This window comes from Cytobacillus sp. EB106-05-05-XG126 (assembly GCF_058791715.1).
Genome location: NZ_JBYTDU010000001.1, coordinates 1669079 through 1683930 on the forward strand (window position 1 = coordinate 1669079; position 14852 = coordinate 1683930).

13 protein-coding genes are annotated in these 14852 nt (G+C 40.8%); 1 reads left to right on the plus strand and 12 read right to left on the minus strand.

Annotation, left to right across the window (positions count from 1 at the left end; all coding sequences use genetic code 11):
- Positions 1-265: 265 nt before the first annotated feature.
- The 11 genes from AC3WTL_RS08230 to AC3WTL_RS08280 all read right to left on the minus strand — a co-directional run bounded on the left by AC3WTL_RS08230 (position 266) and on the right by AC3WTL_RS08280 (position 13388).
- Positions 266-2182, minus strand: coding sequence for a stage V sporulation protein D (locus AC3WTL_RS08230; protein ID WP_252221438.1), 1917 nt, complete (start codon positions 2180-2182; stop codon positions 266-268).
- A 98-nt stretch (positions 2183-2280) separates the two neighbouring features.
- Complete coding sequence (locus AC3WTL_RS08235; RefSeq protein ID WP_252221436.1) at positions 2281-4503, minus strand: penicillin-binding protein; 2223 nt, start codon at positions 4501-4503, stop codon at positions 2281-2283.
- Positions 4503-4868, minus strand: coding sequence for a cell division protein FtsL (ftsL, locus tag AC3WTL_RS08240; RefSeq protein ID WP_248346872.1), 366 nt, complete (start codon positions 4866-4868; stop codon positions 4503-4505). Before ftsL ends, AC3WTL_RS08235 begins: the two co-directional genes overlap by 1 nt.
- Before the next feature lie 34 nt (positions 4869-4902).
- Positions 4903-5835 (minus strand): 16S rRNA (cytosine(1402)-N(4))-methyltransferase RsmH, encoded by a 933-nt coding sequence (gene rsmH / locus AC3WTL_RS08245; protein ID WP_048011615.1) that lies wholly within the window; start codon positions 5833-5835, stop codon positions 4903-4905.
- Between the two features lie 111 nt (positions 5836-5946).
- Positions 5947-6378, minus strand: a complete 432-nt coding sequence (gene mraZ / locus AC3WTL_RS08250) for a division/cell wall cluster transcriptional repressor MraZ (protein ID WP_048011616.1) — start codon at positions 6376-6378, stop codon at positions 5947-5949.
- Positions 6379-6656: 278 nt separating this feature from the next.
- Positions 6657-8291 (minus strand): bacillithiol biosynthesis cysteine-adding enzyme BshC, encoded by a 1635-nt coding sequence (gene bshC, locus AC3WTL_RS08255; protein ID WP_492369277.1) that lies wholly within the window; start codon positions 8289-8291, stop codon positions 6657-6659.
- A 142-nt stretch (positions 8292-8433) separates the two neighbouring features.
- On the minus strand, positions 8434-8820 hold the full coding sequence (locus AC3WTL_RS08260) for a DUF3397 domain-containing protein (protein WP_309486291.1): 387 nt from the start codon (positions 8818-8820) through the stop codon (positions 8434-8436).
- A 10-nt stretch (positions 8821-8830) separates the two neighbouring features.
- Positions 8831-9724 carry a 2-dehydropantoate 2-reductase gene (locus tag AC3WTL_RS08265; RefSeq protein WP_197247942.1) on the minus strand — a complete coding sequence of 298 codons (894 nt, stop codon included), beginning with the start codon at positions 9722-9724 and terminating at the stop codon, positions 8831-8833.
- Between the two features lie 183 nt (positions 9725-9907).
- On the minus strand, positions 9908-11449 hold the full coding sequence (locus AC3WTL_RS08270) for an acyl-CoA carboxylase subunit beta (RefSeq protein ID WP_492369278.1): 1542 nt from the start codon (positions 11447-11449) through the stop codon (positions 9908-9910).
- A gap of 367 nt (positions 11450-11816) precedes the next feature.
- Positions 11817-12029, minus strand: coding sequence for an acetyl-CoA carboxylase biotin carboxyl carrier protein subunit (locus tag AC3WTL_RS08275; RefSeq protein ID WP_076261491.1), 213 nt, complete (start codon positions 12027-12029; stop codon positions 11817-11819).
- A 15-nt stretch (positions 12030-12044) separates the two neighbouring features.
- Positions 12045-13388, minus strand: coding sequence for an acetyl-CoA carboxylase biotin carboxylase subunit (locus AC3WTL_RS08280; RefSeq protein WP_222497091.1), 1344 nt, complete (start codon positions 13386-13388; stop codon positions 12045-12047).
- A 263-nt stretch (positions 13389-13651) separates the two neighbouring features.
- On the opposite strand from AC3WTL_RS08280, the gene AC3WTL_RS08285 reads away from it, so the two are divergent.
- Positions 13652-14125, plus strand: coding sequence for an N-acetyltransferase (locus AC3WTL_RS08285; protein WP_035328746.1), 474 nt, complete (start codon positions 13652-13654; stop codon positions 14123-14125).
- Positions 14126-14203: 78 nt separating this feature from the next.
- Here the strand turns inward: AC3WTL_RS08285 and AC3WTL_RS08290 are convergent, their stop codons facing one another.
- Positions 14204-14833 carry an RsfA family transcriptional regulator gene (locus tag AC3WTL_RS08290; protein WP_197214799.1) on the minus strand — a complete coding sequence of 210 codons (630 nt, stop codon included), beginning with the start codon at positions 14831-14833 and terminating at the stop codon, positions 14204-14206.
- Positions 14834-14852: the final 19 nt, after the last annotated feature.

The following is a 14852-nucleotide window of genomic DNA, read 5'->3' on the forward strand; positions in this document are numbered from 1 at the left end:
AACCAATCGGGCCTTTACGGGCAGTTTGACCCCCTTATCACCTTTGGTTCCGCTGAGTCTTGAAGTGGGGTCTTACTGCCCGTTAGACTGCGATAAATAAATATAATCAAAACAACATTCTAAATGATGGCGATATATATTGTACAGGATAATTGCTTTTTTAGCTATTTTATATATAGAAGAAGAACCCTGAAAGTATGTTACAGTTTCCTTACAAACAAAAAAAATTCAGGCGGCGCAGAGGAAGCCGCCCTCATTCCTTATCTTATTTATTATCAAAATACAGGCGGATCGTTGAACCTTCTTTTAACTTAATGCCCGGCTGAGGCGTTTGTTTTACCACCGTATCCCCTATCCCGCTGGCATCAATTTTCAGGTTAAGATATAGTTCCCCAAGGTCTTTCTTTGTCATACCTACCATATCAGGAACCTCAATCATTGGGGAATCCATCCATGTCAGCTCTTTTTCAATTTGATTTTTGCGGGGCTTTACACCCATCGCCCGCAGGCTGTCCCCCATGATTTCTCCTACAATCGGAGCAGCTACAACACCCCCAAATTGAACGGTTCCTTTTGGATTATCCACAGCCACATACACGACGAGCTGAGGATCATCAGCAGGTGCAAACCCTATGAATGATACGATATGGTTATTTTCCAGGTACCTGCCATTTTGCGCTTTCTGTGCAGTCCCCGTTTTTCCCCCAACACGATATCCATCAACGAACGCTTTTTTTCCTGATCCTTTTGCCACAACTGACTCAAGCGCTTTGCGGATTTCATCAGATGTTTCCTTTGAAATTACTTTTCTCTTTGCATCAGGCGATTTTTTCATCAATACTTCACCTGTAGCCGGATTTATAAGCTCTTTTGCTATATAAGGCGTATATAATGTTCCGCCATTAACCGCAGCTGAAATGGCTGCTACCTGCTGAATCGGGGTAACGGAAACCCCCTGACCAAAAGCAGTGGTTGCCTGCTCGACTGGACCAACCCGATCGAGATTAAATAGAATCCCTTTCCCCTCGCCCTGAAGGTCGATGCCGGTCTTTTCGCCGAACCCGAAGTCGCGAATATATTTAAATAGAGACTCCTTGCCTAATCTCTCACCCAGCTCTACAAAGCCTGGGTTGCAGGAATTCTGTACTACTTCAAGATAAGTCTGACTGCCATGTCCACCCTTTTTCCAGCATCTCAGTCTGGCACCGCCCACTTCAACAGATCCCGGGTCGTGGAAATGATCCTTTTCCAAATTTACCTTTCCCTCTTCTAATGCAGCTGCCAGAGTAATGATTTTAAATGTGGAACCAGGCTCGTATGTACTCCATATCGGCAGATTGCGGTTGTAGATCTCCGGAGGAACATTTTTAAAATTCGCGGGGTCAAAATCCGGTCTGCTGGACATGGCAAGAACCTCTCCATTATTTGGATTCATGGCAATTGCGATTATTCCATCAGGGTTATATTCCGCCTGAGCTATATCAAGCTCCCTTTCTACAATAGTCTGTATCTTTGAATCGATGGTAAGCTTTAAATCCATTCCATCAACCGGCGGCTTATAGTCATCCGCCATATCGTTCATCCGCTCTCCCTTTGCATTCGCATAAAACTTAACAGATCCCTTTTTCCCTTTTAACTTTTCATCATAATATAACTCAAGGCCCATAAGACCCTGATTATCAATTCCTGCAAACCCCAGAACATGCGATAGGTAATTACCGAAAGGATAATGGCGTTTTGAATCTTCACCAATGTATACTCCTTCAATACCCAATGCACGGATTTCTTTCGCTTTTTCATGGGAAATCTTTCTGCCTTGAGGAATTTTCACACTTGATGCCCTTTTGGTGATAAGCTCATAGGCTTTTTCTTTTGGCATATTCAGTACTGCAGCCAATTTCTCTGCAGCATCTGCAGGATCCTTGATTTGTCTGGGTACAACATAGACAGTTGGAGCACTGACATTTGTAGCCAGCGGAACACCATTTCGGTCAACGATTTCTCCTCTTTCCGGTTCGAAGGGGATATCTCTGCTCCAGAGCTCCTTTGCGCCATCAGTAAGCATATTCCCCAGAAAAAACTGAACATATCCCAGACGCAAATCAATTATAAAAAAGACGAGAATACCAACAAACAACGCTGCAGTCAGCCTTTTTCGAACGGTTACATTAGAAACACGCATGTACGGACGAACCTCCTTAAATTATGGCTCGTTCCAATATATGCTTGTACCAAAACGAATAGAACGCACTGCCGCACATCCGGCAGTACGTTCCCCATTTAATCAAGCACTGCTTCCTCTTCTTCTTGCTGCTCTTCTGATTTGAGGTTCTCCTCATTATATTTCTCAGCAGGGTGCTCAAGTTCGACTATTAAATAGTCACCTTCCCTAAGTACAGAACCGGCTTTCAGATTTTGTTTCATCACATACCCGCTTCCAACAGTATTAAGCTTCAAGTCAGCAAGCTTTGCCACCTTCATGACGTCCCTTAACGACCAGCCAGACATATCAGGCACTGTTAATTCACCATCTGTCTTTAAGATCACTCGTTCGCCTTCAAGCAAATTATACATATTGCCAGGGACCTGCCTTTGTACCTTGGTGCCCTTTCCCAGCACAATAGCTTCAAATCCGGATTTTTTCAATTGTGCCTTCGCTTCTTCAACTGTTTTTCCTTCCACTTCAGGCGCTTGTTCCGAATTTGCCTTTAGTTCTTTTGCCGGTTCTATATTTAAATATTGCAGACTGCTTTTCATTACCGGAGTAAAAATCTTAGCAACAGGTTCTGCACCATTTGTACTGAGGTCAATATCCGGCTGCTGGACCGCTACATAGATGATCAGTTCAGGATCATCTTTTGGCGCCATGCCTAAAAACGAGAAGATAAAATTTTCATGACCTGTTAAATATCCCCCGCCATTTGGATCGGGGATTTGGGCAGTCCCCGTTTTTCCCGCAACTTCATAGCCTTCGATATTATACCTTTTATACCCTGTTCCTTTTTCAGAAGAAACAACTGTTTCCAGGATATCCCTGGCTTTCTTTGCCGTTTCTGCAGAAATGGGATTACCCTTCACCTTCGGCTTTGTTTTTTTCACGACTTCCTTTTTATCGCTATCAACAATACTGCTGATGACATGTGGCTGCATCATTTTGCCGTCATTCGCGATGGCGGTAGCTGCCTGTATCTGCTGAATAGGCGTAATGGCCGAACCTTGTCCGAATCCCGTAGTTACCTTATCAAGCGGCCACTCATAAGCGATCTTTCCGCCCGTTTCATTCGGCAGGTCAATCCCCGTCGGATTTTCAAAGCCGAACTTTGTTATATATTCCCTGTATTTTTCATACCCGAGCTTTTCTTTCACTATCTTCGCAAAAGCCACATTCGATGAACGCTGCACACCTTCAAGGTAAGTAATCGATCCCCAGCCGCGTCCCTGATTATGGTCTCGTATAGCCGGTGAATTTTCCGTCACTTTATAACTTCCTGATTTATACCATTCATTCGGATTAAACTCACCCTCCTCAATGGCAGCAGCCAAAGTAAAAATCTTCATGGTTGATCCGGGCTCAAATGAGTTTTCAATCACTTCATTATGCCAAGTGTCTTCGATGCCTTCCTTTGTTTTCGGATGAAAGGACGGCCTCTGTCCCATAGCCAAAATTTCACCTGTTTTAGCATCAGCGACTACTGCAACCATTTTTTTCGGCTTATACTCCTCGTCTACTTTATTCATAGAATCTTCGAGGAAGGTCTGGATCTTCTTATCGATCGTCAGATACACATCTTTGCCATTTTGAGCAGGCTGGATTTTTTGATCTCCATTAGGAAGCAGATAGCCCCATATATCACTTTCATAGCTGAATTTCCCATCTTTTCCTGTGAGCACCTTATTTAAGCTCTGCTCGAGGCCCAGCATCCCGACTGCATCGGTCTTATTTGTTTTTGATTTTTTCTTTTCAACATACCCGACTAAATGTGAGGCGAAGACTCCATTGGGATAAAACCGCTTGGAATCTGTTATGAAGGTAATCCCGGGCAATTTCATATCTTCTATTTCTCTTTTTGTCTTTAACGGAAGATCGCGGCCCTCTTTTCCAAATTCAACCTGGAATGGTTTTTCTCCATCTTTTGTTTTCTTTGTTAAAATCCTGTAAATCTCTGACTCTTCCAGGTCAATGGCTTTCGAAAGCGCCGCTGCTGTTTTTCCGGGGTCTTTCACATAGTCAGGTTTCATGCTTTTGTCCAGGATTGCTACAAGCTTGTAAGAAATAGTATCCTCGGCAATGACTTCTCCATTTCGGTCATAAATGGTACCCCTTTTGGCCTGAATGGTCTTTTCGCGTTCATATTTCTGCTGAGCCTTAGCTGCAAGTGCGTGGCCTGCTGCCTCACCTGTTGCCTGAATAGAAACAAAGCGAAAAATTAATACAAAAAAGAGCAGGCTGAATATTAAAAATAATATCGCTGCTCCAAAATTGATATTTGGCTGTTTCTTCATTAATCTTCCACGACCTTGACATTATTTCCGCTGAATTTGAGACCCATAGCTTCAGCTTTCGCTTTAATGCGTTCGTATGTACTTAATTCGCTCACTTGCATACTAAGATCTGTATTCACTTTGTTCTGCGTTTGGATTGCTTCTTCTGTTTGCTGAATTTCTTTGTTTACTTCGTAAATGGCCGCCTGATTTGAAACCATTTGCACTGCACCAAAACAAACAATGCCAGTGAAAGCAAGTCCCAGTATTTTCTCGCCGGGGGATAGCCAGGACTTTTTTGTTTTTAATTTCTTCGGGGCCTGTACGGGCTGGGTTTGACCATTAAATTGTTTTTCTTCCTGTATTTTTCGGGCTAAATTGCTCATAATTCCCCTCCTGTAATTTATTTTCTCTATTCGATTAAAGCTTTTCTGCTATTCTCAGCTTTGCGGACCTTGCTCGATTATTATGTTCCAGCTCTTCCTCTGAAGGCAGAATCGGCTTTCTGTTAATTAACTTTAAGATTGGCTTATATTCATCAGGAATAATCGGCAGGCCGGGAGGCAGATTTGGTGTTTCGCTGGCTTTTTTAAAGGCAGCTTTACAAATTCGGTCCTCCAGTGAGTGAAACGTAATTACGCTGATTCTTCCATTGGGATTTAATATGTCAATAGCCTGGTGCAGAGAATCTTCAAATACACCCAGTTCATCATTAACAGCTATTCTAATTGCCTGAAAAACACGCTTGGCGGGATGTCCGCCTTTTCGCCTGGCAGGTGCAGGAATGGCCTCTTTAATAATTTCTACCAGCTGGCCTGTTGTTTCTATTGGAGAAACTTCCCTGGCCGCTTCAATTTTCCTCGCAATTTGCTTTGAGAATTTCTCTTCTCCATATCTGAAGAAGATTTTTACAAGTTCACCATATTCCCAGCTGTTTACTACATCATAAGCGGAAATATCAGCAGCAGTATCCATTCTCATATCAAGCGGGGCATCATTATGATAGCTGAATCCTCTTTCAGGTGTATCCAGCTGAGGTGAAGAAACGCCAAGATCATATAAAACACCATCCACTTTAGAAACACCAAGGTTTTCAAGCTCTTCCTGTAGATACTTGAAATTACTTTTGATAATCGTGATTCTGTCGCCATATTCAGCCAGCTTTTCTTTTGCGTGTGCGATTGCTGTGTCATCCTGGTCAAATGCGTATAGCTTTCCTTTTTCAGACAGCTGGGAAAGAATTAATTTACTGTGGCCTGCTCCGCCCAGTGTACAATCCACATACACACCATCAGGATGGATGTTTAAGCCTTCTACTGTTTCCTTTAATAGTACTGTTGTATGTTCAAACATTGTTGAATGAATCCACCTTTCCAATCAGAGAAGCACAAGACGCATTTTAAGCATCTGGAGCTAAACAAGTATCTTTGTTTCATGGGAAATTATATTACTAAAACATTCCCATTATATATCAAACCCAATCATATTTTCCGCAATATCAGCAAAAGATTCCTCTGATTCTGCAAAATAATCTTCCCAAAGATTTTTGCTCCATATCTCGATCCGATTGGAAACGCCCAGCACTACACATTCTTTTTCCAATTTTGCATATTGCAGAAGAGGGGAAGCTATATTTATTCTTCCTTGCTTATCTATTTCACATTCAGTGGCACCTGAAAAGAAAAAACGGGTAAATGCACGGGCATCTTTTTTAGTTAGCGGCAGGCCTTTTAATTTCTCTTCAAGCTGCCTCCACTCATCCAATGGGTAGCCAAACAAACATTGATCAAGTCCGCGTGTCAAAACAAATGTTTCACCCAGGTTATCACGAAACTTGGATGGCACGATGAGACGGCCTTTATTATCAACGTTGTGATGGAACTCACCCATGAACATACCCACTGCACCCACTTTCTAACTCAAATGTACCACAATCCCCCACTTTCCTCCACATGTTTTTAATTATTCTACCACTACATTTAAAATCCTGCTTCCTATAAGATATTTGCTTTTTATCCGTTCGTCTTTTTATTACATTTTCTTTAAACTCTTTACTGTTTTTACACATGGTTTTTTAAAGGGGAAATCACAGGTAATAAAGAGGTTTCACCTTCTTTTTTATATAAAAAAGGACCTTATCCAAATGGATAAGGTCCGAAGAATAATGGCGAATATTAAATTTTTATGACTTTGTGTGTCCCATCAAAATCAAACGAGAAATGGAGTAATTCTTCAAGAAAATCTGTCCCATATTTATTAAGGTAATACAGAATATTCCACACTCTCTCCTGAGGAATTCCGCCCGGTCTCAGGGAGTTTTCCGCTTTTTCATATTTTTTTATGACCACATCATATTTTTGCTGTATGGATTTCTGGATTTTATTCTCCATGAATTCTATCTGCTTTAATAACAGCTCTTCATTTTTTTTCAACAGTGGAAGAAGGGCACTAACATCTTTTAATGTAAGCTCTTCAATAAGCTTATAATTTTGTATTAACTGATCCTTTGTTTTACGGAACTGGTCTTCTATGCTTTCATTTTTAATACTCTTTAAATAAACTTCCTTCATTGCTTCCGTTCCTGATATGAGCACAGACTGCAAATCAAGTCCTAATTCGCCAAAATCACTTTCTACAGACCGTTCTAAAAAGGTTATATTTAAACGTGGCATAATAGGAGGCATTTTCATCCCAAACCATTCAAATGCCATTTTAAGTTCAGCCCAATAGGCAATTTCTCCAGGCCCGGCTATAAAGGCAAGAACCGGAAACAGGCATTCCTGAGTGATGGGTCTTGTCACCACATTATTGCTCAGTCTTTCCGGATGATTTTCAGCAATCTCCAGAAGCTCACTCATGGTAAACTCATGGAAGCACTCCTTCCCCGTAAATACCTTTTTCTCCTGATTGAACTCCAAAAGAACCCTTTCTTTATGCTTTTCGTCATAATAGAACAGGTTGGCAGCATTTTCACTTAAATCAATGGCATTTGGAAATCCCGCATTCTTCAGGTTATGCTGCTGGCTTTTCACACGGTTTGTAATTTCTTCAAAGCCTTTAATCTGTTTGCCAAAAATACTGCTTTCAAGTTTGCGGAGCCTTGGGTCACCGGAATCAACCAGAAGAAGCCCTGTTTCTTTAAATAAATGCATGATAATGCCGGCAAAGAAATCCACATAGGTTTGGGAATGCATAATTTTTTCTTCCAATATCAAAAGGAGATTTTTTGTATGTTCTGTCTCTCCAAAAGTTTCAATGATGTCTTCCACCCATGCCCTGCACTTTTCACGGTTCAAAGGGATATTTGAAACCATTTTCTTCTCTAATACTTTTTCAGGATAAGTCATTTTTTCCATTTTATTATTCTTCTCGATAAAAATGTGATTTACTTCCTGATAGTCATGATCCTCGCCGGCAATCCAGAAAACAGGTACAACGGGAATGCCCAGCTTACTTTCCTGCTGTTTTGCAAGATGAATGATTGAGATGATTTTATGTATAGTATAAAGAGGTCCCGTCAAAATCCCTGCCTGCTGCCCTCCGATAATCACTGCACTATTTTCTTGCTTAAGCTTATTTAGCGAGTCATAAACTGCTGGGGAAGAAGGAAAACGATTCATAAACTCTCCAATATATTGAGAAAGTTCATTTCTCATAAACGAACGGCCCTTTAGTTCAGCTAACCTTGCTTTATAATCAGAATCCGAATTATAACGATAGTGAAAAAACTGCATAAGTTCTTCTGTTTGTGCAATATAATCTGTTGCAAACCGGTTTGTTGCCGGTAATGAGAGATTAAGAATCTCCATTAATGAACTTCCTTTCTCATAGCTGATCATTTTGATTTTCATCTTATGAGTATAGCATTGTCTTAATTGAAAAGAAAAAAACTTTGCTTACCTAAAGGCTTCAATTCTAAATGTTAAATTATAATATTTATAAACCTGTTTATTAAGGTATGAAAACAACGGAAGTTACCCTTTGAACCAGACCGATTAGCATCAAGATAATATAAGCTGTTAGATAGAGCAGGAAATTAAATCTCCAGAATCCTTTAAATAAGACACGCATATTAATTTCATGCTTAATTCTCCAATGAATGATAATAAAAATGACAGCTGTAATGAGCAGGGATAGAATAATCATCCATAGAAAAGATTTATCCCAGATAACGATAATTAAGTAGTGAACCGACAATATAAATAAAAAAGTGCTGACATCCAAGGCAATATGTACCGACTTTTTATGTTTTTTTGTAATTTGTTTGCTGATAATAAAAACAGCCAGATACCCGAGCAGCGGTATGGTCACCAGCGTTGCAATCAGGCTTGAGAACACAGTGTTCAACTTATTTCCCCCTCTCCCTGCCTTTAATCTGACAATAAAGACTTTCTGTATAAGGAGCAGACATCTTCTTCATTTCAGCTTCCTTGAGGATATAGCCTAAAATAGCATCTATCTCTGTTTCCCTGCCTTCTTCAATATCCTTAAGCATTGAGGATCTGTTCATCCCTGTTTCCTCACAGACACTTTTCACATGGCTTAAAGCAGCTGCTTTATCAGTGATATTTAATATGGCACTTACTTCGTCAAACAACTTTAAAAACAGCTGATAATAATATTTATTCGAAAGCAGTTCACCATTTCTAACACGGAGAACTGCAGTGAGAGGGTTTATCAGACTGTTGACGATTAATTTTTGAATTAGCATTTCCAAATAATCCCCAGCGAAAACAAATGGAAAAAAACAAGATGCCGAATCGGATATTTTCTTCAAAAAATCCATATCTCCCTTTAATGCTGCCACTTTTGTGACTCCTACCCCAGTATGTATCACAGTGTCAGGCGCTGTCTTTAAGGCACCATGCTCAACACTGCCCACAAAAAGGTTATCAGCTTCCAGCATTTCTGCCCACTTCAAGTGCCCCATCCCATTTTGCAGAAACAAAAATGATCCGGATTTGCAAGCATCCATCTTCAATAAATCTATTGTCAAATCGGGAATACTGTATTGCTTAACTGCAACGATTGTTAAATCCTCTTCCCCCTTCCACTCACTAAAATGGCATGACTTAACGCGGGTACTGCTGCGGATTCCATTTCTCTCGATTGTAAGTCCGTTTTTGCGCAGCTTATTCAGCTGAATGCTGTTTCTCACATAGATACGCACATCATGATTTTCATTTAAGTAATGGGCAAACAGAAGGCCGACAGCGCCTCCTCCGATAATAGCTATTTTCATAACAGACTCCACCATTTTTACTTTTTAAACATATTTTAACAAAATAAGATAAATTCATGGGTAAAAAGGAATATTTTTAACATGAAATCTAATAGTTATTTCTTAATTCCATTTTCCATCAGCTAAATCCTTTAAAAAAATCCCTTTTTCGAAAATCGAAAAAGGGATTTTTAATGATGAGTATTAAACCGGATAAACCGGATGTTTCCGGACACTAAATGTCAGTTCTTTAGTCTCATAAAGTGTAAATCGATTAATTAAAACATTTCTTAAATCTGAAGGTGCAATAATATCGTCAACAATTAATTCAGAGGCAAGCTTGTAGATATCAATTGTTTCTTTATATTCCTGCTGTTTTTCCTGAACATACTTAATCTTTTCTTTTGGATCTTCAATCGCATTGATTTTATTGGAATAAACAGCATTTACTGCTGCTTCAGGTCCCATTACTGCAATTTGTGCTGTTGGCAATGCTATGCAGCAATCAGGCTCAAATGCCGGACCAGCCATTGCATACAATCCGGCTCCATATGCCTTTCTGACAACAACAGAGATTTTCGGAACTGTTGCAGAACTCATGGCAGCAATAAGCTTGGCACCATGACGGATAATTCCGGCTCTTTCAACCTTCGTCCCGATCATGAATCCAGGGACATCCGCCAGGAATAACAGCGGAATATGGAAAGCATCACAAAGCTGAATAAACTTCGCTGCTTTGTCCGCAGAATCCACAAATAAAACGCCGCCTTTAACCTTTGGCTGGTTGGCAATAATTCCTACTGGCCTTCCGCCTATTCGGGCAAGTCCGGTAATCAGTTCCGCAGCAAAAAGCTTCTTAATTTCAAAAAAGCTGCCTTCATCAATCAAGGAATCAATACACTCATACATGTCAAATGGGGCATTTTGATTTTTTGGGATGATTTCTTCAAGGGCACGGCCGGATTTTGGCATGACGGCTTCCAGCCTCGCAGGTTTTTCTTTAAAGCTTGCCGGGAAATATGCCAAATACCTTCTTGCTGACTCAATAGCCTCTTCCTCACTATAAGCAAGGACATCACCACATCCGCTGACAGAACAATGCATGCGGGCGCCGCCCATTTCTTCCAGGGTTACCTTCTCCCCGATAACCTTTTCTGCCATCCTTGGTGATCCAAGATACATAGAAGCATTTTGATCTACCATAATAACAATATCACAAAATGCAGGTATATAAGCTCCGCCGGCCGCAGATGGTCCAAAAAGGAGGCAAATCTGCGGTATCATGCCTGAAAGCTTTACCTGGTTATAAAAAATTCTTCCTGCTCCGCGTCTATTCGGAAACATTTCAAGCTGATCCGTAATACGGGCACCGGCAGAGTCAACCAGGTATAGAATCGGAACTTTCAACTTCTCTGCTGTCTCCTGAATACGGATGATCTTTTCAACCGTCCTCGCACCCCAGGAGCCGGCTTTTACTGTTGAATCATTCGCCATTACGCAAACAGTCTGTCCGTTTATCTTTCCAACTGCAGTAACAACTCCATCTGCAGGAAGGTCATTTTCCTGGCAGTTCGCAAATTTTCCATCTTCCTCATAGAATCCGTCATCAAGCAAAAGCTCAAGCCGTCTTCTGACAAACAGTTTATTTTGTGCTTCGTTCTTTTCATGATATTTTGGATGTCCGCCCGCTTCTATTACCCTGCTTCTTTCCTGGAGCGTCTCAGTTAATGTCTTTGCAGTAGTCATTCCCATCCTCCTCAAATATAAAGTGAAACTTCAATCAGGGAGGCCTTATCCCCTGATTGTTAGTCGCGTTCTAGTGTCGCTAAGATCTCCGCTAGCGCTTCGATCAATCGACACTACGAACCCGATTGGTTCAACTAAGCCTCTGCCTGCGCGTCGGCAAGTTTCACTGTATCTCACCAATCGGGCCTTTACGGGCAGTTTGACCCCCACTTATCCTCCTTTGATTCCTCTGAATCTTGAAGCGGGGGTCTTACTGCCCGTTAGACTGCGATAAATTTCAAATATAGCCAATAACCTGAATTGCAGATAGTTACACGGAGCAGACGGGGCTTAGCTGCAGCCCCTTGCCATGTATGTCCCTTCTTACTTATTCAAATACAACCAGCACATCGCCTTCATTCACAAAATCACCTATGCTGACCTTCACTTCAGCAACTTTCCCAGCAGTTTCGCTTTCGACTGGAATTTCCATTTTCATGGACTCAAGCATTAGTACTTCCTGTCCTGCATTAACCTCCTGGCCCGCTTCGACCAACACATTTAATACAGTACCTGCCATTGATGATGTAATTTCTTTCATTGTAATTTCCTCCTTTTAGTTAACGGCAAAAGCCTTCTGGGTTAGATAGGATGTAGAATAATTTCCATTACGGAAATCTTCATCTTTTAAAATTTCCTTAAATAATGGGCCATTCGTTTTAATACCTTCAATTTTCAGTCCATCAAAGAATTGCAGTGCATTTTTGATTGCTTCATCCCTTGATTGGCCATAGATAATGCATTTTGCGATCATAGGATCATAAAATGGGCTGACTGCCGTATTTGAAGCATATCCGTAATCTACTCGTATTCCCGGAGTATCTGCCCATTCAAATTTTGACAATTTTCCAGGAGAAGGCATGAAGCTTACAGGATCCTCTGCATACAGTCTAAATTCAATCGAATGGCCCTGCTGCTCTATACTGTTCTGTTCAAGTGGAAGCTTTTCCCCTCTTGCTGCAAGGAGCTGCCATTCGACAAGATCAAGTCCGGTTACTTGTTCAGTTACGGGATGCTCAACTTGAAGTCTTGTATTCATTTCAAGAAAATAAAAATTCTCCTGTTCATCTACAATGAACTCAATAGTACCGGCATTCTTATAATTGACTGCTCTGGCAGCAGTCAAAGCTGTATCAAACATCTTTTGCTTTGTTTGCTCTGAAAGGAAAGGAGATGGTGACTCCTCCACTACCTTCTGATGTCTCCTCTGTATAGAGCAATCCCTTTCAAATAAGTGGACGATATTCCCATGATGATCACCAAACACCTGTATTTCAACATGTCTGGCATTCTCTATATACTTTTCTACAAAAACCTCATCAGAACCAAAATAAGCTTTAGCACGGGCCTTGGTTGAGGCAAAGGACTTAGCGAGCGCTTGCTCATTTTCACAGCGCACCATACCAATTCCCCCGCCCCCACTACTTGCCTTCAGCATGACTGGGTAACCCATATCATCAGCAAGCCTGCATGCTTCCTCGAGGGTGGAGGTTCCCTCTCCGCTACCGGGGACAACCGGCACTCCTGCTTCCTTCATTGTTTTGCGGGATACAATTTTATCCCCCATCAATTCAATCGTTTCCGGATCCGGTCCAATAAAAGCAATCCCTGCATCAATTACGGCTCTTGCAAAGCCGGCGTTTTCGGACAAAAAACCATATCCCGGATGAATTCCATCTGCCTTTTCCCTTTTGGCAATCTCTAGAATGGCATCTGTTTTTAAATAAGATTTACTGACAGGCGGTTCACCGATATGGAAAGCATATGTAGCTTCTTTAACAAATGGCAGGTCTTTATCTGCATCAGAATATATGGCAATAGTTTCAATTTCCATTTCACGGCAGGTTTTTATGATTCTTAAAGCAATTTCTCCCCTGTTGGCAATCAGAATTTTTCGCACAATCTGGCCCCTTTCTACTTGTATTAATCCTGCAATAATATATATTTCTACAATCTTCTGCTTATTTCCTGCTATTTTTGTAAACGCTTTCTGATTTTTATAAAAAAACTAAAAATATATTAAGTTTTCCATATGTGCAGAATTTTTTGTTTACTTGTTATATAATAATAGACAAAGAAGAAACCTTTCAACTTTAAGGAAGGTATTATAAAGCGTTTACATCCGCAGATGTCCTACACACCGATGGCTAAGGGGGAGATTTTATGAACTATAAGGTTGAAAAATTAAAGGTAAATTATAAAACTCTGGAAGAGTTTAAGAAATTTAAAGAATATGGATTGCAGGAGCTTTCCATGCTTGAAGACCTTGAAGCTAATATTATCGAAAACGACAGTGAGTCTCCATTTTATGGTATTTATTTTGGGGATAAGCTTGTTGCACGCATGAGCCTTTACCAGATCGAAGCAAGATTCGACCGCTATTTCGAACCTGCACAGGATTATTTAGAGCTATGGAAGCTTGAGGTTTTGCCTGACTATCAAAACAAAGGCTATGGGCAATCACTTGTAGAATTTGCAAAAGGATTTGGACTTCCTATTAAAACAAATCCGCGTGTGAAATCAAAGGCCTTTTGGGAAAAGATGGGATTTGAACCCGTTCATTATGATATGGAACGCGACCTGGGAGAGAACCCGCTTGCCTGGTTCCCTGCTGGTGTTAAAGAACAAACTCATTAAGCAGCTGTCTTCTACTATAAATGCATAAAAATAAGCGGACAAATTTCTGTCCGCTTATTTTTATGCATTTACAAGCATCTATTTCTCAACCTTTTCAGGCTTTATTTCGGGATTTACAGTAAAATTCAAGTTTTTGTGGCGGCTGACGTCCTTATGCCCAACAAGCTTTCTTGCACTTTCCATAATCTCTACCAGTGCTTTGTAATCCTGTTCCAGCGTATTCAACTCATTAATTAATTTCTCATTTTCCGCAGCCAGATAGTACATTTGCTTCTCCAGCTCCTGAATGCGTTTCAAAGCACAGGGATCTTCTGCAGGTGCAGGTTTCTGAGCATTCTCATATAAGGCTTTTAGAAAGCCCACTAATTCATTAAACTCGATTTTCCTATTAATTGCCTGAACTGTGTTTTCGCTTTTTTCCGCCTTTTCCTCAGGAACTGCATGAAGATCTTGTTCACTTCCAGCAGCCTGCGGGTTTTTCTTCATTTCTTTTCTCTGCTTTTTTGCCAATTCAATACCTGATTTATATTGTTTTCTTACATAAGAATTCCAGCGAAATCCGCAGGCAGCCGCGGTTCTGCTTAACTGTTTGCCAACTTCTTCAAATGCCTGAAGCTGAGTTCCTCCTTCACGTATATGACGGAGCACAACTTCTGCAAGAAGCAAATCTTCATCTTGAGACCAAGCATCCTGACGGGTTGAAGACATCAGTGTATCCCTCCTAGTG